The 22,065-nt window shown below is 39.1% G+C and carries 19 protein-coding genes and 3 pseudogenes; 12 read left to right on the forward strand and 10 right to left on the reverse strand.

Going from position 1 to position 22,065, the window contains the following annotated elements; genetic code table 11:
* Positions 1-25: 25 nt before the first annotated feature.
* The 3 genes from ispF to pbpG are packed head-to-tail and all read left to right on the forward strand — an operon-like array spanning position 26 to position 2,644.
* On the forward strand, positions 26-589 hold the full coding sequence (gene ispF, locus JEU79_RS10495; protein WP_198264081.1) for a 2-C-methyl-D-erythritol 2,4-cyclodiphosphate synthase: 564 nt from the start codon (positions 26-28) through the stop codon (positions 587-589).
* A complete protein-coding gene (truD, locus tag JEU79_RS10500) occupies positions 586-1,707 on the forward strand; it encodes a tRNA pseudouridine(13) synthase TruD (RefSeq protein WP_198264082.1) in 1,122 nt (373 codons plus the stop codon). Before ispF ends, truD begins: the two co-directional genes overlap by 4 nt.
* A gap of 43 nt (positions 1,708-1,750) precedes the next feature.
* Entirely contained in the window at positions 1,751-2,644 is an 894-nt protein-coding gene (gene pbpG / locus JEU79_RS10505) for a D-alanyl-D-alanine endopeptidase (RefSeq protein ID WP_198264083.1), read from the forward strand.
* A gap of 166 nt (positions 2,645-2,810) precedes the next feature.
* Here the strand turns inward: pbpG and JEU79_RS10510 are convergent, their stop codons facing one another.
* Positions 2,811-3,341 carry a TlpA disulfide reductase family protein gene (locus JEU79_RS10510; protein WP_198264084.1) on the reverse strand — a complete coding sequence of 177 codons (531 nt, stop codon included), beginning with the start codon at positions 3,339-3,341 and terminating at the stop codon, positions 2,811-2,813.
* Positions 3,338-3,508 (reverse strand): hypothetical protein, encoded by a 171-nt coding sequence (locus JEU79_RS10515; protein ID WP_198264085.1) that lies wholly within the window; start codon positions 3,506-3,508, stop codon positions 3,338-3,340. Before JEU79_RS10515 ends, JEU79_RS10510 begins: the two co-directional genes overlap by 4 nt.
* A 229-nt stretch (positions 3,509-3,737) precedes the next feature.
* On the opposite strand from JEU79_RS10515, the pseudogene JEU79_RS28515 reads away from it, so the two are divergent.
* Positions 3,738-4,893: pseudogene (locus JEU79_RS28515) on the forward strand (IS3 family transposase).
* Positions 4,894-5,198: 305 nt separating this feature from the next.
* On the opposite strand, the pseudogene JEU79_RS10535 reads toward JEU79_RS28515, so the two are convergent.
* Positions 5,199-6,352: pseudogene (locus tag JEU79_RS10535) on the reverse strand (IS3 family transposase).
* A gap of 321 nt (positions 6,353-6,673) precedes the next feature.
* Positions 6,674-7,833 (reverse strand): annotated as a pseudogene (locus tag JEU79_RS10540) (IS3 family transposase).
* A gap of 88 nt (positions 7,834-7,921) precedes the next feature.
* On the opposite strand from JEU79_RS10540, the gene JEU79_RS10545 reads away from it, so the two are divergent.
* The 8 genes from JEU79_RS10545 to JEU79_RS10575 all read left to right on the forward strand — a co-directional run bounded on the left by JEU79_RS10545 (position 7,922) and on the right by JEU79_RS10575 (position 13,718).
* On the forward strand, positions 7,922-8,161 hold the full coding sequence (locus tag JEU79_RS10545) for a lytic transglycosylase domain-containing protein (protein ID WP_198264087.1): 240 nt from the start codon (positions 7,922-7,924) through the stop codon (positions 8,159-8,161).
* A gap of 494 nt (positions 8,162-8,655) precedes the next feature.
* On the forward strand, positions 8,656-9,369 hold the full coding sequence (locus tag JEU79_RS10550; protein WP_198264088.1) for a hypothetical protein: 714 nt from the start codon (positions 8,656-8,658) through the stop codon (positions 9,367-9,369).
* Between the two features lie 62 nt (positions 9,370-9,431).
* Positions 9,432-9,821, forward strand: coding sequence for a hypothetical protein (locus JEU79_RS10555; RefSeq protein ID WP_198264089.1), 390 nt, complete (start codon positions 9,432-9,434; stop codon positions 9,819-9,821).
* 730 nt (positions 9,822-10,551) lie between these two features.
* Positions 10,552-10,983, forward strand: coding sequence for a hypothetical protein (locus tag JEU79_RS10560; protein WP_198264090.1), 432 nt, complete (start codon positions 10,552-10,554; stop codon positions 10,981-10,983).
* Positions 10,984-10,997: 14 nt separating this feature from the next.
* Positions 10,998-11,504 (forward strand): hypothetical protein, encoded by a 507-nt coding sequence (locus JEU79_RS10565; RefSeq protein WP_198264091.1) that lies wholly within the window; start codon positions 10,998-11,000, stop codon positions 11,502-11,504.
* A 33-nt stretch (positions 11,505-11,537) separates the two neighbouring features.
* Positions 11,538-12,692 carry a hypothetical protein gene (locus JEU79_RS26315; RefSeq protein WP_246540160.1) on the forward strand — a complete coding sequence of 385 codons (1,155 nt, stop codon included), beginning with the start codon at positions 11,538-11,540 and terminating at the stop codon, positions 12,690-12,692.
* Positions 12,693-13,184 (forward strand): IS66 family transposase, encoded by a 492-nt coding sequence (locus JEU79_RS26320; RefSeq protein ID WP_246540161.1) that lies wholly within the window; start codon positions 12,693-12,695, stop codon positions 13,182-13,184.
* A 33-nt stretch (positions 13,185-13,217) separates the two neighbouring features.
* A complete protein-coding gene (locus JEU79_RS10575) occupies positions 13,218-13,718 on the forward strand; it encodes a HAMP domain-containing protein (protein WP_214660547.1) in 501 nt (166 codons plus the stop codon).
* 122 nt (positions 13,719-13,840) lie between these two features.
* On the opposite strand, the gene mnmC2 is transcribed toward JEU79_RS10575, so the two are convergent.
* The 6 genes from mnmC2 to JEU79_RS10605 form a co-directional block, all read right to left on the reverse strand.
* Entirely contained in the window at positions 13,841-14,689 is an 849-nt protein-coding gene (gene mnmC2, locus JEU79_RS10580) for a tRNA (5-methylaminomethyl-2-thiouridine)(34)-methyltransferase MnmC2 (RefSeq protein ID WP_198265960.1), read from the reverse strand.
* A gap of 587 nt (positions 14,690-15,276) precedes the next feature.
* Positions 15,277-17,133, reverse strand: coding sequence for a BatD family protein (locus JEU79_RS10585; protein ID WP_198264093.1), 1,857 nt, complete (start codon positions 17,131-17,133; stop codon positions 15,277-15,279).
* A gap of 45 nt (positions 17,134-17,178) precedes the next feature.
* Positions 17,179-19,236: a vWA domain-containing protein gene (locus tag JEU79_RS10590; RefSeq protein ID WP_198264094.1), complete on the reverse strand. Its 2,058-nt coding sequence runs from the start codon at positions 19,234-19,236 to the stop codon at positions 17,179-17,181.
* Positions 19,236-20,300, reverse strand: coding sequence for a vWA domain-containing protein (locus tag JEU79_RS10595; RefSeq protein ID WP_198264095.1), 1,065 nt, complete (start codon positions 20,298-20,300; stop codon positions 19,236-19,238). The genes JEU79_RS10590 and JEU79_RS10595 overlap by 1 nt, the downstream gene beginning before the upstream one ends.
* Entirely contained in the window at positions 20,293-20,916 is a 624-nt protein-coding gene (locus JEU79_RS10600; protein WP_198264096.1) for a DUF4381 domain-containing protein, read from the reverse strand. Before JEU79_RS10600 ends, JEU79_RS10595 begins: the two co-directional genes overlap by 8 nt.
* The gene (locus JEU79_RS10605; RefSeq protein ID WP_198264097.1) at positions 20,916-22,025 is read right to left on the reverse strand and encodes a DUF58 domain-containing protein; all 1,110 of its coding nucleotides are present in this window, start codon (positions 22,023-22,025) and stop codon (positions 20,916-20,918) included. Before JEU79_RS10605 ends, JEU79_RS10600 begins: the two co-directional genes overlap by 1 nt.
* Positions 22,026-22,065 lie beyond the last annotated feature (40 nt).

The following is a 22,065-nucleotide window of genomic DNA, read 5'->3' on the forward strand; positions in this document are numbered from 1 at the left end:
TGACAAACCGATTTAGGAGTATCAGATGCTAAGGATTGGTCATGGTTATGATGCACATCGCTTTTCTGATGATGCAATGCTTCATGCTGCGGAATCATTTCCAGCAGGCGATGCGTTTCCCGATGATGAAGTGTATGAAGAGGCTTTAGAGGCTTCTGAGAATATTGTCATAGGAGGTGTAACGATACCTTATATTACAACACTCATTGCTCATTCTGATGGTGATGTGTTAGTTCATGCCTTGTGTGATGCTTTATTAGGTGCTTTGGCATTGGGCGACATAGGCAAGCATTTTCCTGATACTGAGGATGAATTTGAAAATATAGATAGCCGGCTTTTATTGCGTAAAGTCATGCAAGAAGTACAACAGGCAGGTTATCATGTTTCAAACGCTGATATGACGATTATTGCTCAAGCACCCAAAATGGCGGCTCATATTGAAACCATGTGTATGAATCTGGCAGATGATATGAAGGTGAGTCGTTCACAGGTGAATGTGAAAGCAACGACGACTGAAAAAATGGGGTTTACCGGGCGCAAAGAAGGTATCGCTGCTCATGCCGTTGTGTTACTAGAAACAGATAAATGAATGAGAAAAAATTGACTGATACTGAAATTGATTTATCGTCTGAATATCCATTAATCACCGTTGAAGAACTCTGTTATGCACATAGCGATCAAAATGGGCCTCAGGGTAAAGCTAAATTCAAAACTGAGCCCGCTGATTTTATTGTGCGTGAGACCCTGAGTTTTGAACCGGAAGGGGAGGGTACTCATGCTTATTTGTATATTGAAAAAACCAATACTAATACGGAATGGCTGGCACGACAATTAGCTCGATTTGTTGGTGTGGAAGCGAAAGAAATAGGCTATGCAGGCTTAAAAGATCGCAATGGGGTCACGTCGCAATGGTTTAGCATTAATCTTGAAATTATTGATGTGCCACCGATATGGGATGATTTTCAATTGGACGGGGTAAAGATTTTAATTAATACTTTACATCGAAAAAAATTAAAACGTGGCGCTATTAAACATAATAGCTTTGAAATCACCCTGAGAGACATCGAAAATACTTCAGCAGAAGCACTGAAAAATAAAATAGCCTTAATTCAATCTACCGGTGTGCCGAATTATTTTGCTCAACAACGTTTTGGTCATGGTTATGGTAATTTATTACGCGGTGCTAAATGGTTCAAAGGAATTCATAAAGTAAAAAAACGTGCGGATAAAAGTATGATTATTTCTGCTGCGCGTTCCATGCTGTTCAATCAAATGTTGTCACAAAGAATGTTAAAGTTTGGCTGGAATACTTTAATAGATGGTGAAATTATGATGCTTGCTGGTACGCATTCAATTTTTTCTGCCTCTGTGGTTGATGATGAAATTCGTTCACGCTTCGTGCAAGGAGATATTCACCCTACGATTGCATTGTGGGGGCGGGGTCGTCTGAACTCTGAAAAAGAAGTCTTATCAATGGAACAAAAGGTCGCTGATAGTTTGTCTAATTGGTGTGATGGCCTAGAACATCAAGGCTTGAAGCAAGAGCGACGTGCTGCTCGCTTATTTCCTGATAATATTACTATAACATTCAATGATAATAAATCTGATAGTTTAAGCGAAGAGTCTATAGAGAAGGCTGTACTTTCTTTCTCATTGCCAACAGGCACGTATGCGACTGCCGTACTGCGAGAAATTATTCAGTTTTAATCCTTTTTAGCCACCTTATATCTAGAAAAAGTCAGTGTATCCAATGAAAAAAATTATTTATGTTTTATGCTTGTTTTTAGTGCTTATCAATTCTGCTTTTGCTGTTCAAAAAAAGACTGATAGTGTTAACCTGGCATCGGTGAGTGCTATTGCGCTTGATTTAAAAAATAACGCAGTGTTATTTGAAAAACATGCTCATATCATTATGCCTATCGCTTCTATTACTAAATTAATGACGGCGATGGTGATTTTGGATGCTAAATTATCACTCAAAGAAAAAATTCGCTTTGCTAAAGCAGATAAAAATAATATTAATAATTATTTTTCGCGCATTCGTATTGGTTCTGAACTCAGTCGAGGTGATACCTTACGCATTGCCCTGATGTCATCAGAAAATTTAGCGACTGCGGCATTGGCAAGAACCTACCCAGGTGGTTCGGTGGCCTTTGTTAAGGCTATGAATAAGAAAGCCAAACAACTGGGTATGAAGAAAACCGTATTCGTTAATTCAACGGGCTTATCAGAAAAAAACATTTCCACCGCAACGGATCTGGCAAAGATGGTTGCTGCCGCGAGTCACTATCCAGAAATCAAAAAATACTCGACCACCAAAGTGTATACGGCAAACTTTAAAAAGCCCCGTTATCGTTTGGCTTATACCAATACCAATGTGTTGGTGCGTGCTGGTCATAGAGATGTGAAGCTCAGTAAAACGGGCTATCTTGATGAGGCGGGGCGTTGTCTAGTGATGCTGAGACGCATTGATAATAAGGATGTGGTCATGGTGTTCTTGGATTCCTTTGGCAAGCGTAGTCCGATTGGCGATGCCAATCGGGTGAAAAAATGGCTACAAACAGGCAAGCGTGGCAAAGTTGCTAAAGCAGCAGCTAATTATCAACGGGTAAAACTCGCTTTTTATGCCAAGGATAATAAATAATAATCGATTATGGATAGCTCAAAACTGCTTACACTTTAACTTTAGATGTAGGATGTGGTGAGGTACGAACCGCATCAAAGACGTACATTTCAAGCCATTGATACGGTTCACAGCTCACCACATCCTACAAATACAAATGCTGTTATTTGAGCTGTCCCGCTGATTATTACTCTGCAATTAACTGTCGAATAATTTTCAGGACTTCGGGGTGGTCAAATTCACGGCCACCCACTGCTCGATAACGAATGTTGCCTTTTTTATCGACCAAATAAGTCGTTGGCAAGCCCCGTACGGCATAGGCTTGTGCCACCGTGCTCTCTCTATCAAAGATAATTTCAAAAGTGGGATCAAGTTCTAATTGACCAGTGAAGGCAAATACTTTATCGGGATCTTCTGTTTGGTTTAAGGCAATGACTTTAAAATTATCCTTGGCAAATTTCTGCTGTAAGCGCTCCATTGAGGGGATTTCTCTCACGCAGGGTGGACACCAGGTCGCCCAGAAATTTAATAATACGACCTTGCCTCGATAATCAGAGAATTTTATATTTTCTTCATCCATATTTTGTAATTCAAAATCACTCGCGGCGATAACTTTGCTTACTTTCGTTAATTCATGGCTTAATTCAGGCTGTTGTCTTTCTGCATGAGTTGAAATTGTCAGTGTGAGTAATACCAGTAGTAGTAAATGTTTTTTCATTCCTTCTCTTCCATTAAATTGTTTTCTGCTAAGGAGTCCGCTGTACAGCTGATATTTTTTAATGTGGCTGTGTGAGCGACATCATTAATATGCCATTTATAAATAAAATCAAATTCGCTATTACGTGGGAGCTTGATGGTTGTTAATCCTTGTTGCCAGTCACCCACTGCAAATTCACCTGCGCTGGGTAATAGTGACCAAGAGAATTTTATCCCGACTTTGCGCCATTCTTTTAGCCATTGGTCTTTGTGTTTAATGGGATGCTTTATGCCATCTTTAGTTTGATAGCGCCATTCTGAAACTTTATAACTGACTGTTTGATTGGAGGTGTAATGTGGCTATACTTAACCGGACACACAACTTAAAATAACTAAAAGATAAAAAGTGTGACCTAAAATGAATGATCAAACAAAAAAACCGAATAAAAGCTATACATCAGAATTTAAAGAATCAGCTGTCAAATTAGCTAATGAGACGGATCAATCCGTTTCTCAGACTGCCAGGGAGCTAGGTGTTAATGTAAATACTCTACATACCTGGATCAGTAAATATTCCAAACCGGTGAAGACGGTAGCCAATAGAAGTGATGAACACATTTATGATGAAGTAAAACGTCTGAAAAAAGAATTGGCAAAAGTGATTCAGGAGCGTGATTTATTAAAAAGGCCACAGCGTACTTTGCAAGGGAAACTTTGTGAAGTACGCATGGATAACTGATCAGGCTAAAGATTACCCGGTAACGATTCTGTGCCGTTTTATGGATGTTTCCCGTAGTTGCTATTATGATTGGGTTAGCTCTCCTAAAACGGATAGAGAGAAAGAAAGCGCTTACTGAGCAGCTAAAAAACTGTTTGAAGACAGTCGCAAGACTTATGGAACCCGTCGTCTTAAAAGAAAACTGGCTGAAAAAGGCGTTCATATAAGCCGCCGGAGAATTGGTCGATTAATGAAAAAAGCCGGTTTGTTTTGTAAAACGAAGAGACGCTTTAAAGCGACGACTAATTCCAAGCATAATAAGCGTATATCTCCAAATTTACTGGAAAGAGAGTTTACTGTCTCTCAACCTGATCGCTACTATGTGGGTGATATTACCTATATTGCCACCAAGGAAGGCTGGTTATATTTAGCGGTTGTCATTGACTTATTCTCTAGGCAAATTGTTGGCTGGTCGATGGATGAGCGAATGAAAGCCAAGCTAGTCAATGATGCTTTACTGATGGCCATATGGAAGCGTAAACCAATGGATGGATTGCTTTGGCATACTGACCGAGGTAGCCAATATGCCTCTGATAGTCATAGAAAAATATTGTCGGATCATAACATAATTCAGTCTATGAGCCGCAAAGGAAATTGCTGGGACAATGCTGTATCAGAGAGCTTCTTTCATAGTTTGAAAACTGAATTGACGCACCATTGTCGATTCAAAACCAGAGTAGAAGCAAAGCAGGCAATATTTGAATATATTGAGGTATTTTATAATCGGGAGCGACTTCATTCGGCTAATGATTATTTGTCACCAGTCGATTATGAAATACAGCAGGAAATAGCTTAAATCGATTGATTGAAGAGGGGTAAAAGGCGACATAAATGCCGCCCATTACCGTTGACGGCCATCGGCTCCTCAGCCTGTGCCGTGAAGATATTGTAACAGGATCATTACAGTGGACCCCATTGTCAAGACAGCTTTCTCAAATATTAAGATATAATTCTGTTGGTTATTTATAGTATTAGTCTTATCCACATATCCACAGGTCTGCCAGTAGTCCAGAGACGCTTGCGATATATCTCAGGGCTACTGGCTTGGCCTGTGGATATGTGTGGACAAGGCGGTTGCCAGTAAAGTTGATTATCCTCTCATCATGCTGCCCGTTTTAAGTCTGGAACAACTTCTTTCATCACGCCATAGATCTCTGCAGGCGTTTTTCCACCGTGTGTACTGTGTGGTCGTTCATGGTTGTAAAACTCAAAATATTCCTTTAATGAGCTCTTTAGCTCATCAATACTTTGGTAATCCTTGAGGTAAATTTCCTCATATTTTACACTTCGCCAGAGTCGTTCAATCATAATGTTATCCATTGCTCTGCCTTTGCCGTCCATGCTGATTTTTATATCATTGGCCTTTAGAACACCTGTAAATGCTCTGCTAGTATATTGAGCACCTTGATCCGTATTGAAGATTTCTGGCTTTCCATATCGTCGCAGTGCTGTTTCCAGACTACTGATACAAAAGCTTTCTTCCATGCTGGTTGACACTTCCCAGGACAGCACAAAACGGCTACTCCAGTCCATAACAGCACTTAGGTAGACAAATCCATGTGGCATCCGTAAATACGTGATATCTGTGCACCAAACCTGGTTATTCCTATTAATATCAATTCCTTTGAGCAAATATGGATAGAGGTTATTTACTTTGCAAGGCTTGCTGGTATTGGGTTTTGGTGCCACTGAAACCAATCCCATGATCCGCATAAGCCGTTGAACTTTTTACGATTAATTTTATAACATTTCAATCTTAATGCATTACGAATTTGACGACTGCCATAGAATGGATGTTTTATGTACAACTCATCAATCAAATTCATTAATGTTAAATCTTTATTTTGCAGAGGCTTTTTAGGTTGATAGTAATAGCTTGAACGGTTCAGGCCGATAAGCTCACATTGTTTTTGATGCTCAACTGAGGGTGCTCTTTTTCTATGCAACACCGCTTTTCTGCTCTACTCAGTTGAACATCTTCAACTTTTTTGACAGCCAGTCAGCCTCTACTTTTAGTTGACCTATTTGGCTGTACAGGTGTTCTTTTTCCTTTTCATGTTCAGCATCTTTATTCTCTAATTTTTTTGAAAAAGTATCGGCTGCACCATCAAGCATCTGCTTTTTCCAGCTATTGACCTGGGTGGTGTGCACTTCAAATTCTGACGCAATTTCTGCGACTGTTTTTGACCTTTCAAAGCCTCAATGGCTACTTTTGCTTTAAATTTGTTGTTGAATGTTTTTCTTTTTGTGCTCATTTTTTGTTCCCCGTTAGGTTAGCTCTTATATCTTAACCTATTGTCCAGTTTTCGGGGTCCACTATACATTACCGTTGCTGTTTCAAGTGATTTTTGTCATTTTGTATTTCCTATCATTTTAGTTTCTCATGTTAACTTTAAACAGATGAAGAGAAAGGGCTTTGCCCTCTGGAACGATAGAGCCGTTCCATTCACCCAAGGTATTTTCACAACGGTAATGATCCTGTTACAATATCTTCACGGCACAGGCTGAGGAGCCGATGGCCGTCAACGGTAATGGGCGGCATTTATGTCGCCTTTACCCCTCTTCAATCAATCGATTTAAGCTATTTCCTGCTGTATTTCATAATCGACTGGTGACAAATAATCATTAGCCGAATGAAGTCGCTCCCGATTATAAAATACCTCAATATATTCAAATATTGCCTGCTTTGCTTCTACTCTGGTTTTGAATCGACAATGGTGCGTCAATTCAGTTTTCAAACTATGAAAGAAGCTCTCTGATACAGCATTGTCCCAGCAATTTCCTTTGCGGCTCATAGACTGAATTATGTTATGATCCGACAATATTTTTCTATGACTATCAGAGGCATATTGGCTACCTCGGTCAGTATGCCAAAGCAATCCATCCATTGGTTTACGCTTCCATATGGCCATCAGTAAAGCATCATTGACTAGCTTGGCTTTCATTCGCTCATCCATCGACCAGCCAACAATTTGCCTAGAGAATAAGTCAATGACAACCGCTAAATATAACCAGCCTTCCTTGGTGGCAATATAGGTAATATCACCCACATAGTAGCGATCAGGTTGAGAGACAGTAAACTCTCTTTCCAGTAAATTTGGAGATATACGCTTATTATGCTTGGAATTAGTCGTCGCTTTAAAGCGTCTCTTCGTTTTACAAAACAAACCGGCTTTTTTCATTAATCGACCAATTCTCCGGCGGCTTATATGAACGCCTTTTTCAGCCAGTTTTCTTTTAAGACGACGGGTTCCATAAGTCTTGCGACTGTCTTCAAACAGTTTTTTAGCTGCTCAGTAAGCGCTTCATTTTCTTTCTCTCTATCCGTTTTAGGAGAGCTAACCCAATCATAATAGCAACTACGGAAACATCCATAAAACGGCACAGAATCGTTACCGGGTAATCTTTAGCCTGATCAGTTATCCATGCGTACTTCACAAAGTTTCCCTTGCAAAGTACGCTGTGGCCTTTTTAATAAATCACGCTCCTGAATCACTTTTGCCAATTCTTTTTTCAGACGTTTTACTTCATCATAAATGTGTTCATCACTTCTATTGGCTACCGTCTTCACCGGTTTGGAATATTTACTGATCCAGGTATGTAGAGTATTTACATTAACACCTAGCTCCCTGGCAGTCTGAGAAACGGGTTGATCCGTCTCATTAGCTAATTTGACAGCTGATTCTTTAAATTCTGATGTATAGCTTTTTATTCGGTTTTTTGTTTGATCATTCATTTTAGGTCACACTTTTTATCTTTTAGTTATTTTAAGTTGTGTGTCCGGTTAAGTATAGCCACATTAGTATACCAAGGCGATTAGCCGAGTGAGCAGTCAATATGATATCCCAAGTGATCTATTAGCGGCATTAATTCGCACAGAGTCAAATTATTATTCTCAGGCTGTGTCACATAAAAATGCGATTGGGCCTACACAAATTATTGCCAAATATTGGAAGAAGGATTGTGCCGCTGATCTGTTTAATATTGATAACAACATTCAATGTGCAGCAATTATCCTTACCCGCTATAAAAAAGTTGCCGAAACGACTGGGATTGTACTTTAGCTATGTATAATGTTGGGCCAAGAAATTATTATAAAAAGAATAAATTCTATCAACGAGCAGGGATGCGTTATTTGTTGAAGATAAATAAGAATTTAAAGTTGTTAAATGGTTAAACTATTTGTAAGCACTTTTAATAAAACAGCTAATTTTTTCTATAAATGTCTAGTCTATTCAATTACTACATCTAATAAACAGCTATATTGGTTTCTCAATCAATAGATGTATTTGTGAAAACTTCCCTTAAATTTCTTAATCAGATTAGGTTATTTCTATATGCTTTTTAAACAATTATCTCTGCTATTAGTCATTTTTCTTCTGTCTGCCAATTATGTTTTAGCTGCTAATTACCCACTCGAAATTACCCAACCTCAGGCTGGTCTGGATATAAAAATCGTTTTTACAAGGCCTATCCTGGACTTGAATATAATGTAAGACTGGCGGTCATTGGTGGTGAATATCCCTATCGATATAAGTTGCTAACAGCACCATCAGGCATGAATATTGATAATAAAGGGGTTATTAGTTGGCCTAGACCTGAGGCATCGCTTATTGCTTATCCTGTCAGTGTTGAAGTGCTTGATGCCGAAGCAAATAAGACCCGTGTTGCCTGGACAATTTTAGTGACGAGTAATGGTTTTCGATTTATTGATGCTGTGAATGGTCAATCGTCTCTTAATGGTGGAGATGGCAGTATAAATAAGCCATGGAAAAGTATGAAGGATATGTACGGAGGCAATGACTATGACTCTAAATATACGCAAGCATTTGCGGGTGAATTTATTTATTGGAAAACTGGCAGCTATGCAATGGATGCCTTCACCGAAAATAACGGCATGAGAACACCGTTCAGTAATAGAAAGCCAATGGTTTGGCTTGCCTACCCCGATGAAAAACCCATTATAGACTTGGGGCTTGCCTATATTTCTATTTATGGGGGAGGAGATAATGCTTATTTTGACGGTTTAGAGTTCAATCTCAATTCCAATAGCCGGGGAATGGGCGTGCAAATTACATCGTCATCCAATAATGTGACGTTTCGCAGGAATAAATTTTATGGTCTGACGACGGGCTATATTGGTGGAAATAATTCAATGATTTTTATATCAAAAAATAAAGATGGGAGTAACTGGTTATTTCAGGATAATGAAATGTATGACGTTAATAATGGTTATGGTATTTTAGGCTATTATGCAAAAAAAAAGTACTGATAGAAAATAACGTATTTCATGAGCTTGGTGGTCATCCCATTGGTCCCAAGATGGGGACTAATATGTGGTTTGTTCGTGCTAACTATTTATACAATAATCCAAGTAATAGTATAAACGTGCAATATTATAGTGGCAGTCTCGGTAGTGGCGACATAGAAATATCCTATAATTTTGTTGATGTGGGCGGAGGGCGTGTAAGAATTAATAGCAACCAAGCGGCAAGTGGCGGGCCAATGTACATGTTCCGTAATACTTTTCTGGATGAAGTTCAGCAAAATAAAGTGACTGTCGATAATGGTCAATTTTACTGGTATAACAATGTGATTATCAATGATTTGCCTTATCCAGATAAAATTCAATTACGAAATATTGAAACCCCGGAACGTCTTAATCTTACGGATAACCTGACGGGGAATATGTCAATAATATCGTTGACTCAGAAGGAAACCTGACTCCTGCGTTCAGTTCGTTTGTCGGGCAGCGTGGTCATCAACTCAGTCCTGTTAATGAGGTAAAAGTCCTCGATATTAATCGTGCAATCGTACCACTTATTATTCTTCGCAGTGGTCGATATCAAAGTCAGCCTTAATTTGTTATTTGTTTTTCTCAATTCCCATAATTTGTAAATCTATTGAATTTCTGCTTCAAAATCGCTCAAAAGGCATTTATTAATGTCTTCCATCTTTTTGTCACGAAATTTCTTCATTTTAAAGACATTTATCAATATATTTTAAAATAAATTCTTATATTTTATTAAAATTTTACCTTTTTATTAATCTTGTCTAAACTTAATAAATTCTATGCCGATAAATTTTATGAGCTGTCAGGTATATTTTGAGGTATTAGAGGTTTAATCCTAAAAAATCAGTTGAACCTACTGCGACCGCCTTATGCACTGAATCTTAAGGATTTTCCAGAACATTTTGACTTCACCCGTAGGGTGACTACGAATAAAGCCAAAATAACCTGTAAAACCCTTAATCTTCAGCACCTAAGTCGCTCTCGCTACGATTCAACTGATTATTTTAGGTTAATAAAGGTAATCATCTTGGCAGATTACCCTTGTATTTTAATCAGTAAATAAATGAGTGCATAAAGCACTTAATGTTCAAGGAGAGCATTGTATGAAATTAATACGTGACATAAATCTGTTATTCCTAGTGTTTATTTTTTTCCAGTTCATTGCTTTATGCTGAATCAGATGCTGAATTTCCTAAGGGCTGGGACTCTTGGCCAATACATCATTCGGGTACTATTTTAGGCAAAGAAACGACAATTCCTACGGACTTACCGCCTATTGTTATTGAAACAATGAAAACTTATAACTGGATTAATGATGGTAAAGGATCGGCTTATAATCTGCGCATCAATCCGGATCAAACGCTTGGTGATTATAAAGATGGGCCAACAGGTGTATTAGAGTTAGTTGATATCAAAGCTTTGCTAGTGACGGAACATTTAGTGGGCGAGCCACAATACGGTGTTTTTACTTATGATGGTAAAGATATATCGGATGCTCACCCTTCTTTAAATCCGAGTACTTGTACAACCTGTCATACAGGTTATGGTGATGCGTGTATTACGGGTGTGTGTACAAAAAATAAGGTCAATTAAGAGTGTAAATTATTATGGCTATAAAACAATCTATCACAATTAATAAGGCAGTAACTTTATTGCCTATTCTGATCTTGATCGTGGTCAGTTTAGTGCAGGGTTATATTCGTTATTCTCATGATATTGAAACCGCCATAAACCATCGGGTTGAGTTGGCAAAAGTATCAGCTCAGCCTATTCTTAATTTAATGAATCGTTCTGTAGGTGGGGGCAATTATGCTAACCTTCAGGATGTGGAAGCTCTGAATCTGTTTAAAGCTAATAAAGACATTGATTTTTTTTCTGTACAAGGAAAAACAGATGCTCAAGGTAAAGACTTTGCTGCCTTGTATGATGCTAAAAGTCAGATTTTATATCGAACCATTTATTCTGACGATTATCTTTCCAGTCGTCAGAAAAAATTAGAAAAAATTGATGCGACCTTAAAGACGTTGCCTCAAGGACATGTCTCAGATCGAAATAGAATATTTTTGAATATTATCTTAACTGAGAGGGAGTTTGATCAACACAGGGCAAACTAAAGAGCCTTAAAAAGCCATGATACAATTGTTTTATTGAAAACAACCTGTATTGATTATAGTGAAAAATTACCTCCAATTCCAGAGATACCTGAAGAAGAAAAGACACCGGTAGTCCGATTACTCCTTGCTTTCATGGAGCAACAACAGGAAATCATTCAAAACCAACAGGTTGAAATCGATGCCCTTAAAACAGAAGTTGCTAAGCTTAAAAAGCTACCTCCAAAGCCTAAAATAAGAGCCAGTAAATTGCCAAAGGATGATGACAATGATAATCCGACAGGTCATTCAGGAAGCAAGAAAAACAACTCAGGAAATGGGACTAGTAAAAGTCGTAAACGAAAGAAGAAATTGGCTATTCATAAAACCACCGTTATCAAACCAGATAACCTGCCAGAACATTCACGTTTTTTAGGGTATCAGGATTATTTTGTTCAGGAGCTGCTGATTAAGCCTTTCAATACTCGTTATCGATTGGCTCGCTATAAAACACCCGATGGTGATACCTGTATAGGAAAATTGAGCTTTGATACACATATAGGACATTTTGGCCATACATTACAGAGTTATATCGTTTATCAATATTATCACCAGAGAGTGACTCAGCCATTGATAATACAACAATTAACAGAATTAGGTTTTGATATTTCAACGGGTCAGATCAATGAGATTTTAATCCATGACAAAGACCATTTTCATACTGAAAAAAATACATTGCTAACTGCCGGTATCAACAATAGTACTTATATCCATGTTGATGATACGGGTAGTCGTCATGATGGAAAGAATGGTTATTGTACTCACGTTGGCAATGAAACCTTTGCCTGGTTTTCAAGTACTCGATATAAGAGCCGGATTAATTTTCTACAATTGTTACGAGGTGCTGCTGTTGATTATACGCTCAACGATGCAGCACTTGATTATATGAGAGCAGAAAAATTACCTCACAAGCCATTGAGCGTTATTGAACAAAGTCATCAGACTTGCTTTGATAATGAAGAAGCCTGGAAATACTATCTGCAGAACAATAGTATCATAACACAACGGCATGTTCGCATTGCCACAGAAGGCGCTTTACTGGGGGCATTAATTAACAGTGGCTTTCCAAGTGATTTGGTGATTGTGAGTGATGATGCAGACAATTTGATATTTTGTTGCACGCATTATGTTGGATACATGCAGACAGAGTGAGTGTTTCAGCGGATACTACCACTCAATGAGCGACATGATAAAGAACTGAACTGGGTACATACTCAGATTTGGGAACTATTTTATGATCTCAAACAATATAAACTTGAGCCAGATGATCCGTTGAAGTCAGCGATTGCTGAACATTTTGATGAATTGTGCCGGACTAAAACAAGCTTTGAAACGTTGAATCAGGCACTGAAACGATTGGCAAGAAATAAAACAGAATTACTGCTGGTATTGGAACGGCCTGATATTCCTCTTCATAATAATTTGAGTGAAAATGATATTCGAGAATATGTTATTAAGCGTAAAATTAGTGGTAGTACACGCTCAAAGGATGGGCAACTTTGCAGAGATACCTTTGTCAGTTTAAAGAAAACTTGTTTGAAACAAGGAATTTCATTCTGGGATTTTATTAATGACCGGATCAGCAAGAGAAATTTGATCCCATATCTGCCTGAGTTGCTGAAAGGTAAAGTTTGTGCTGTTTAAATGCACAGACGAGAAGTTACTGAAATAATGCCTATGACACTGATATTATTAGTGATTGCAGTTGTTGCCGTCTTGTTTGTGGCAAGAAGTATTAATGTCCCCCTCAATACAATGATTAAGACCGTTCAGGACGTTGAAAATGAATCTGATCTGAGCAAGCGTGTAGGACTTTCTCATGTATTAGAGCTAAATCAATTAGCGAATGCTTTTAATAGTATGTTAATAAAATTTCAAAGTATTATTGCGGATGCCTCTCAGGTATCTGTGACGACAACGAATGCAGCAGAGAAAATGGTGGCCATTTCAGAACAAGGGAGTAGTCATTTACAAGAGCAGCAGGAGCAAGTTAGTTCGGTGAGTCGTTCAATGGATGAAATGACTGAGGCCGTTGGCCATGTGACAGAAACAATCACAGAGGCTGTAAATATTGCTGAGAGTGCACATCAGTCAGCAAAACAAGGTCATACAGTGGTGCAACAGTCCATTGAAAAAATTAATCAGGTGTCAGTTATGCTGAACAGGTGGCAGAATTAGGACAGTCTTTAGAGAGTTCTTCAGAAAGCCTTGAAGATATTGTAGGTCAATTTAAATTGTAACTATCAATGAAAAAGCTACCAGGACTGATGACAATTGTTTTTGAGCTAAATTAACAAAATTTAAACTAAAACACCTGCTAAAATTTCTCTTTTTTTCCCTAATCCAGGTGCTTTTTTCATCTTAAAGCCTGCTTCAATAAGTCCACGACGCACGATGCCTGCTGAAGTGAATGTACTCATCGTTGTACCTGTCCGGCTAAGTTTAGCCAGTGCATCAAATAAGTTGTCTTGCCACATATCCGGATTTTTTGCCGGAGCAAAGCCATCCAGAAACCAGGCATCTATTCTGTGTTGATAAAGAGTGGAAGGATTATCTGCCAAGTCTTTTAAGGCTTTAGTGGCATCATCAATTATGAGGTGTAAATGAATTCGTCCATCGAATAATGTGATTGAATTATTGTATTTAGATGGCACTTGATGGCTGGAATAGTGTAAAGCAAGTTCCTGACAGAGGTATCCAAGTTGCGGCCATGATTTTTCAAAAACTTGGTATACACGTTCTAGTTGCATTGTGCTGAGGGGGTATTTCTCTATGGCAGTGTAATTTAAACTGCAATTTTCATTACAATATTGTAAAAAATGATAGGCTGTAACGAGAAAATTTAAGCCCGTACCAAAGCCTGTTTCTCCAATGTGGATGGTGGGTTGCTGGGTGACTGATTTGTGGTGAGTTAATAAGTTGAGATCAATAAATCTTTGGGGAAAGCCATTTTGTTTTAAAAATACATACTCAGTTTCTTGTAAACCACCCTCAGTAGAAAAATAAAAATCCTGAAATTGATCTGAAAAGGGTTCACCACTGTCTAGCCAGGTTATTTGAGCCTTGTTGTTGATGGCTGAGTTGTTGATGATTGAGTTTTTAATAAAGTATTTTCCATATAGCTTATATAACTTATTGATAGTGATTATTCTACCTCAAGCCAACAAAGATGTCAGATAATACATTAATGATAACTGAGTCACATTACTGCTTATTAATATAAATGGGATGTTATGAAATATATTTTTTTTAACTGGGTTTTGTTTTAAATATTTGATTTAAAAGGAATAATATATTTTTTCTTGAGGTTCAATAATTTCTTGAGTGGTGAGCAGATACAAACCCTATAATATAAAGGAGATCCCCGATTGCTGATAAAATTTACTCTGGTATCATATGCGCATGGATTAGGAAATCCAGCAAGGGAAGATGTAAGAAGGAACGATTAAGGATAGCAGGGTTGATGGATTGACCGCAGGCTGGATCAGCCTGGTAAGGAAGTAAGCATTGTTCTCGTTCGTGTCATTATGGATGAAGGTAGACATGAAATCGGATGGATTCGGAGTCATGTGACGAACAAACAATGTCTGATCTCGTGCTTAGCATCTTTTTTAAAGTAGTCGCTTTTATGGCAATGGCTTTGAAAATGATGGCTAATTATTTGTAGATCGAAAAAGCGATAAGGCTTAGCCTTATCGCTTTTTTTTTGCCTGCTGCTTTTTTAAATGCTATTTGTTCAAGGATTTAAATGAGCAAATGCCTGTGGCTTTTGCTTTTTTTCTTGATGGTTTCTTTTTTCTTGAGCAAGGTAGGATTCAAGTGCTGTTTTTAAGGCATTGCCATCCCAATTTTGTTTGTTCTTTGAGTATTGCACACTTTCAAGCTGATTGATGGCATTGATGAAATGCTCATCATCGATGGTTTGAATGATATCGGATAGGCCAGCTAATGTTGTTTGTTTGAAGTGTAGCCGAGCCCATTGTATGAGAGCATGACTGGCTTGGCTCGCATTGTTCGCCTGACATGCCTGATAGATCGCTTGCAAATATTTACCCAGTGCTTTGTGAGCGACGTTTTGAGCTTGTGTGCGCTCTTGAGAATTTAGTTCAGCTTGTTTGTTTTTTGCCCGTGACGAAATGAGTATTATGAAGGTGATAAACCATAAAATAAGCAAGGCAAGACTAATCCAGAACCAGATGTTTTCCATTAGACTGAGGTCTTTATAGACTAATTTCTCAATGGTCTTAGTGGTTTCAGTTTGCTCAGGATTATGCGCTTCAGAGGTATTATTGGCCTGGGTATTGACAGGCTCTTTTACTGGTGCTTTTGCATTAAGCTCTGGCGAGTCAGGATTTGCTTTGGCAATTAAGGTCTGTGGTGCTAAATAAGCAGTTTCTTGTTGATTGGTTTGTGTGTTCCACCAATCGACTTTAATCTCTGGCAGGGTAAATTCACCGGCTTTTAAAGGAATGATTGCCACGGTATCACGTCGCACACCCAGCACCTGACCATTGATTAATTGATTACTGAGTTTTTCTTTGTCAGGGTAAGTCTTAATGGTCTTATTTAAAGCCACACTGATAACCGGTAGTTGTGAGCCTAATAAGCCTTTGGCACGCACAACGATGTGTTGGGTGATGGCTTCACCAGCAGAGATGGTATTAATGGCCTCAACAATCTCAGACTCTATTTCAAGGCTTTCTGCCGGTAGCCAGTTTTTGCCCGTGTAGTTGGCTGGAATGGGCAAAATATTTAAAGCAATAGGCTTTGTACGACTGACAATTTGTCGTCCGGGGCGAGAAAATAAAGAAAAATTCTGACTGATTTCGGCATTGCCGGTAAAGGTCATCGCAGGAATAATTAACTCACCGCTTTGTTGTGGGAATACGGCATAACGGCGTTCAATAATATTATAGCGATGATTAGCAATCACCTTGCTGTAATTTGCATCATTGCCCAGTTTTTCAACGACGGTATTGCTGAGTTCCAGATCACTCAGACTGGCATTAGAAAAACGTATGCGATGAAATAATTTAACAGTGATAATAATTTGTTGTTGCACATAGTAGGATTTTTTTTCTGTGGTTTCATCAATTTCATCCTTAGCAATTTGTATTTTAAGAAAGACTTCCTTGCCGTCAATGGCAGGTGTGGTGGATTCTTTTTCAATGACTAACTTAATTGGCTGAGTGCTTTCACTGCCTATCTTAATGGCAGGAATGGTCAGCTTGCCGGTTTTTTTGGGTAAGAGAGTAATATTCCAGCTATGGGTGCGTGATGCATGGCCGTTGATAAGGCTATAATTCTGACTTTGGCTCTTGCCCATGATTTGAAAATCATCTTCAAGCTCGGATAGATCAGGCTCACCGGAATTGTTTTCAGAAACAATTTCTAAGACCATGGTTTCATCAATGCTGAGGCTTGTTCTATTGGTTGTTGCATCAACCGATGCCCATAGGCTGGTGCTCTGAAGTAATGCAAAGAGGCAGAAAAAACTTATTATCAGTAGTTTGTGGCTGAGTTTAAGTTTAAGCTCAGTTATATTGATTGATTGCTCTGTTACGGGTGTCATTATTTGAATTGCTTTTTGCATAGCCTTATACCTTACTTGTGCCTAAACTGATTTCTTAGCGCTTAATTACCAGGGATTACCATTGTATTGGCTATTATTGGTATCAGTTTGTCTTTGTTTAAGTAGCGTATTATTGCGAAATTTAATACGCAATAATTCACCTGGATTATCTGGGATACGTTGTAACCATTGTTTAAGCGATTGTTGTTCTTCCTGACTTAATTGTGACAGTACATCATTGGCTTTGTCCGCTTCACCCTTTTGCGGGTCATTTTTTTCAAGATCGGCACTTTCTTCTGTCTGAGCATCATTTTTATCAGCCGTGCCAGATTGTGCATTTTCTTGCTCTTGCTCAGATTCTTGCTCGGGAGGAATGGGTGGGTTTTGCGGGGAGCGGGCTTCTTGATTCTCTGCATCAGCCTCATTTTGCTCTGAATTTTGAGCATTTTCTGTATCGTTTTGCTCCTGCTGTTCTTCACTATTTGAGCCAGCGTTTTGACCTTCAGCATCATCGCCCTCAGATTCAAACTCGGATGATTGTTGCTTAGATTGCTCGGAATTGGAGTCATTACTATTGGAACCATCTTCAGAACTACTTTGTTGTTTTTGATCCTTGTTTTCTGAAGACTGCTCAGAATCCTGCTCATTATTTTTACCTCCATTCTGTGAAGACTGTTGTTTTTGTTGCTCCAATATTTTTTCAATATATTCCATATTTTGTGTGGCTTGCTCAGTGATATTTTGCTCACTTTGAGATGCTTTAGTTTGTTTTAATGCCTTTTTATAAGCCTCAAGCGCTTCGGCTAACTTGTTCATATTTGCTAAAGTATTGCCCTTATTATAAAGGCTGATGGCATCGTCGGACTGATTGTATTGTTGCAATGCTTTTTCGTAGTCACCGGCTCGATAATAGGCACTGGCTTTCCAGTCCTTATTATTAAAGCGTTCTGCCGCAGCTTGATAATGTTGTTCATCAAATTCTTTTTGACCACGTTGATCGTCTGTAGACCAAATTTCTGACCAGTTCTTCTCGTTAGCTATATCCTTGGCTGGCTCAGGAAGTGCATCAGCATAGCTGGTTTCTGGATTGAAGAAAGAAGCAATGGATAGACAAAAGACTAAGCTTAATACGCCTTTTCTAAAACTGAATAAGGCTAAAGGGATTAATAGCAAACTTAAATAGGCACCATTATCTAGCCATTGTTCTACTTGTTTGTCATCCTCAGCCAAGTGATTATTCTCATCCATGCTGTGGTTTAAAATAGCCTGAAAATCACTATCATCAAGGGATAATTTACTATAATGGCCACCACCGATTTTAGTGAGTTTTATTAATGGTTCGGGAATTAATTTGCTTAAAATAACTTGCCCGGAGGAGGATTTAATAAAGCCCCCCTTATCAGATAAGGGGATGGGCGAACCGGCTTCACTACCCACACCAATAACAGAAAAACGATAACCCTGTTGATGAAGTTTTTTAATGTTTTTTTCCAGAGGGGATTGCTGTAATGGATCAATACCATCTGTAAGCAATAACATATCACCCTGAGCAAAGCCGGCATTTTTAAAAAGTTGTTTGGCAGTTTTTATCGCATCTAAAAGATGTGTACCGGTCAGCGGCATAATTGATGAATCCAGTGCTGGCAATAAAGAGATAATGGTTTTTGTATCAATGGTCAAAGGACTCACGGTATGTGCATCACCAGCAAAAGCAATGAGTGCTGTTTGTCCTTCAGTTTTTTGTTTCAGTATATCGATGAGTTTTAGTTTGGCACGCTCAAGTCGTGAGGGTTTTAAATCCTTAGCATTCATGGAAAGAGATAAATCCAGAATAATGACTAGGGCATTGCCTTGTTGAAAAACAGGCTGCTCTTTTTGCTCCCAGGCTGGGCCTGATAGGGCAATAATGCCGATAAAGAAAATCAGCGGGATGGTCCAATGTAGTGCGTGAAAAGTGCTTGTGGTTTTTTGCTGTGCTAATTGGTATTGCAATAATTCCGGATCGCAGATGTTTTCCCAGCCACTGTTTTTTCGAGCACTGCGAATCAATACCATTAAAAGTATGGCAATAAAGGGTAATGCCCACAACCATTCGGGACGAAGAAAGTGAAATGTATCGGTCATTATGGCTTTCTCCTTTTTTCTTGATTAGATGTTGCTTGCTTAGAGATAGCCTGAATGAACAAGTTCTCTACCCAGGGTAATTTGACTAGGGCAATGACGAGACTGAGTAGCAAGGCGATGCCCAAGGGGAAATAAAAGAGTGCCTGAGTTGGGCGAAAGGTCAGGCTATCGGATTCTACCGGTTCTAACTCATCTAAGGCCTGATAAATTTGTTTTAATTCTTCTGTGTCACGGGCACGAAAATACTGGCCACCCGTACTTTCGGCTATTTGGGTTAAGGTTTTTTCATCTAAGTCACGAGAGGGGTTGACCCGTTGCCGACCAAAGAAGGAGCGTACGATCATTTCATCGGCACCAAAGCCAATGGTGTAAATTTTTATGCCGATTTGTTTGGCTAGTTTTGCAGCGGTCACAGGATCGATACCGGCATTATTAGAGCCATCAGTGAGTAAAATTAATACCCGTGAATCGCTTTCATCGGCAGGTAATTCTTTTAGCCGTTTAACGGCTAAACCAATGGCGTCACCGATGGCGGTAGCCTTTGAGCCAGCCATGCCAATAAAGGATTCATAGAGTATTTTCTCAATGGTTTTTCTGTCGAAAGTGAGCGGGGTTTGTAAATAGGCATGATCAGCAAATAGAATCAGCCCCATGCGATCGCCTTCACGCTGACGAATAAAAGGCAGTAAGACAGACTTTACCGCAGTGAGACGATTGACTGCATCCTGAGCAAAAAACATATCAGCCGTTTCCATGCTGCCGGAAATATCCACTGCCAGCATTAAATCACGCCCACTGACGGGTATTTCAATGGCTTCTCCTGACCACTTTGGTTGTGCACTGGCTATGATCAAAAATACCCAGGCCAGAAATGCCACAACAATCATCGGTGAATAATCAGGCTTGTGATGCGTTGTTTCCATTTGCGTGAGTTGATTGACTTGTGCATAAAACGGCACTCGTAGCACTTGCTTTTGATGATTGTCAGCAGGTTTGCTAAAGGCATAGACAATTATGGGCAAGGGTAACAATGCAAACATCCAGGGCCAGTCAAAACTATACATGTTTTTGCTCCAGACTTTCTTTGTTAGAGACTGGAATGCTGGATATGGGCATATTGGCTTTATATAGTTGATAGGTATTTTTTATTAAGCTTTCAGAAACCCGAAATAATTCATCGATGAGTGAGGTATCAATCTCACTATGTGGTGATTGATAGGGCACTTGAGTCAGTAATACAGCAAATTTCTTGCTAAATAAAGGCTTGGGATTTGAGTTGCTTTGAGCGTCACCAGAATAAAGTCGATCAAGAAATACCAACCATCGTTCGTCTGTGATTGAGGCAACCTGATCCCGTGGATAGAGAGAGAGGGCATAGCGACGTAAAAACACGGATAGTTTTTTTACCGTCTCATGAACAATTTCTTTGCTGCCTTTATCGGCAGCTTGAGACTCATAGGATGCCTTAATTGCCAGTAATTCTTGTAGCGCCTGAGACTTGAGTTCTTTGCGTGTGGGTGCAGGAATTTTGGGTACTCTTTTTAGCCAGTAGATGATTAATGCTATAAGGACAATAATACCTGCCAGTAAAAACCACCAGGCAGGTGCTAGGGGCCAAAGTGAAATGGTTTCTGGTAGGTAAATATCGGCTAGTTTTGTAGGATCAAATTGCTCGGGCATTATGAACGACTCCTGGCAATACGACGCACACTGGAACCCTTGCCTAAAGCGGCAAGAAATTGATCGGGGACTTTATCATGAGTGGCTAGATTAATCAGATGAATACGATTTGAAACACAAAATTGCTCAATGGCATCACTCTTATTGTTAGATAATTGCTGAAAAGAAGCTCTTAAGTGCCGATCACGGGTATCAATGATTTGTTCATGTTGACCATCACTAATACCATATTGTCCCGGTGGTGGTAATTGTTTTTCTAAGGCATCAAAAATATAAGTGATTAAGAGATCATTATGTCGGGCAATGTATTGGATATGCTTTAATACCGGGTTGTTAGTTGCATGAGTATCTATCTGATTAAAGTCTGAGGCCAGCAATACGATACTGCCGGGATTGATCATTTTTTGTATGCGGGCAAAGAGCAAGCCTTTATTAAGAGGCTGTTTGTTATCAAAATCTTGTTTACCATCAATAACTTGTTTGTTATCAGGTGTATCTTCGTTGCTTTGTGTGCTATTGCTAGCACTCGGATCAACATTGTCATGTTTATTATGAAAGTCAGAAAGTAGTTTTAAAAATTGTAAAACGCCACGATGACCACCCTTGGGACGCATTTCCATGTGTTCATAGTCATTAAAAATCAGGCCCCCGATGCGATTACTATTATCTGCACCAGCCCAAGCAAATAATGCTGCTGCTTTGGCCGCCGTCACGGACTTTAAACAATGCCGAGTGCCAAAATACATACTACTGCTGAGGTCAACAATAATAAAGACAGGACGTTCTCGTTCTTCCTGAAAGACTTTGGTGTGTACTTTATCGGTACGTGCAGTAACATTCCAATCGATATTGCGGATGTCATCGCCGGGCTGATAAGGACGTACTTCATCAAAGTTCAGTCCACGGCCTTTAAAGGCGGAACTATAGTTGCCGGAAATTGTAGAAAATGCCTTGCGTTGTGATCCCAAAGACAGATGAGAGGACTGATAGCGCAATTGTATCAGTCCGGTTAAGTCAACCTGAGTTGCACGGGTATTGCTCGTCCTGTTGTTGCTTTCTTCGGGGGACGCATTTTGTGGCTTTGATTGTAAAAAATTCCATAAACTCATCGTTATACTGTCTATCTTACGCTATCAGTTGTTAATCAAT

It is taken from the genome of sulfur-oxidizing endosymbiont of Gigantopelta aegis (genome assembly GCF_016097415.1).
Taxonomy (GTDB): domain Bacteria; phylum Pseudomonadota; class Gammaproteobacteria; order GRL18; family GRL18; genus GRL18.

What these genes read in the sequence shown, in the direction of transcription:
- ispF (WP_198264081.1), top strand. Translation starts at nt 26, where the DNA reads ATGCTAAGGATTGGTCATGGTTATGATGCACATCGCTTTTCTGATGAT.
- truD (WP_198264082.1), top strand. Translation starts at nt 586, where the DNA reads ATGAATGAGAAAAAATTGACTGATACTGAAATTGATTTATCGTCTGAA.
- pbpG (WP_198264083.1), top strand. Translation starts at nt 1,751, where the DNA reads ATGAAAAAAATTATTTATGTTTTATGCTTGTTTTTAGTGCTTATCAAT.
- JEU79_RS10510 (WP_198264084.1), bottom strand. Translation starts at nt 3,341, where the DNA reads ATGAAAAAACATTTACTACTACTGGTATTACTCACACTGACAATTTCA.
- JEU79_RS10550 (WP_198264088.1), top strand. Translation starts at nt 8,656, where the DNA reads ATGAATATTGATAATAAAGGGGTTATTAGTTGGCCTAGACCTGAGGCA.
- JEU79_RS10555 (WP_198264089.1), top strand. Translation starts at nt 9,432, where the DNA reads ATGTGGTTTGTTCGTGCTAACTATTTATACAATAATCCAAGTAATAGT.
- JEU79_RS10565 (WP_198264091.1), top strand. Translation starts at nt 10,998, where the DNA reads ATGGCTATAAAACAATCTATCACAATTAATAAGGCAGTAACTTTATTG.
- JEU79_RS10575 (WP_214660547.1), top strand. Translation starts at nt 13,218, where the DNA reads ATGACACTGATATTATTAGTGATTGCAGTTGTTGCCGTCTTGTTTGTG.
- JEU79_RS10585 (WP_198264093.1), bottom strand. Translation starts at nt 17,133, where the DNA reads ATGCAAAAAGCAATTCAAATAATGACACCCGTAACAGAGCAATCAATC.
- JEU79_RS10590 (WP_198264094.1), bottom strand. Translation starts at nt 19,236, where the DNA reads ATGACCGATACATTTCACTTTCTTCGTCCCGAATGGTTGTGGGCATTA.
- JEU79_RS10595 (WP_198264095.1), bottom strand. Translation starts at nt 20,300, where the DNA reads ATGTATAGTTTTGACTGGCCCTGGATGTTTGCATTGTTACCCTTGCCC.
- JEU79_RS10600 (WP_198264096.1), bottom strand. Translation starts at nt 20,916, where the DNA reads ATGCCCGAGCAATTTGATCCTACAAAACTAGCCGATATTTACCTACCA.
- JEU79_RS10605 (WP_198264097.1), bottom strand. Translation starts at nt 22,025, where the DNA reads ATGAGTTTATGGAATTTTTTACAATCAAAGCCACAAAATGCGTCCCCC.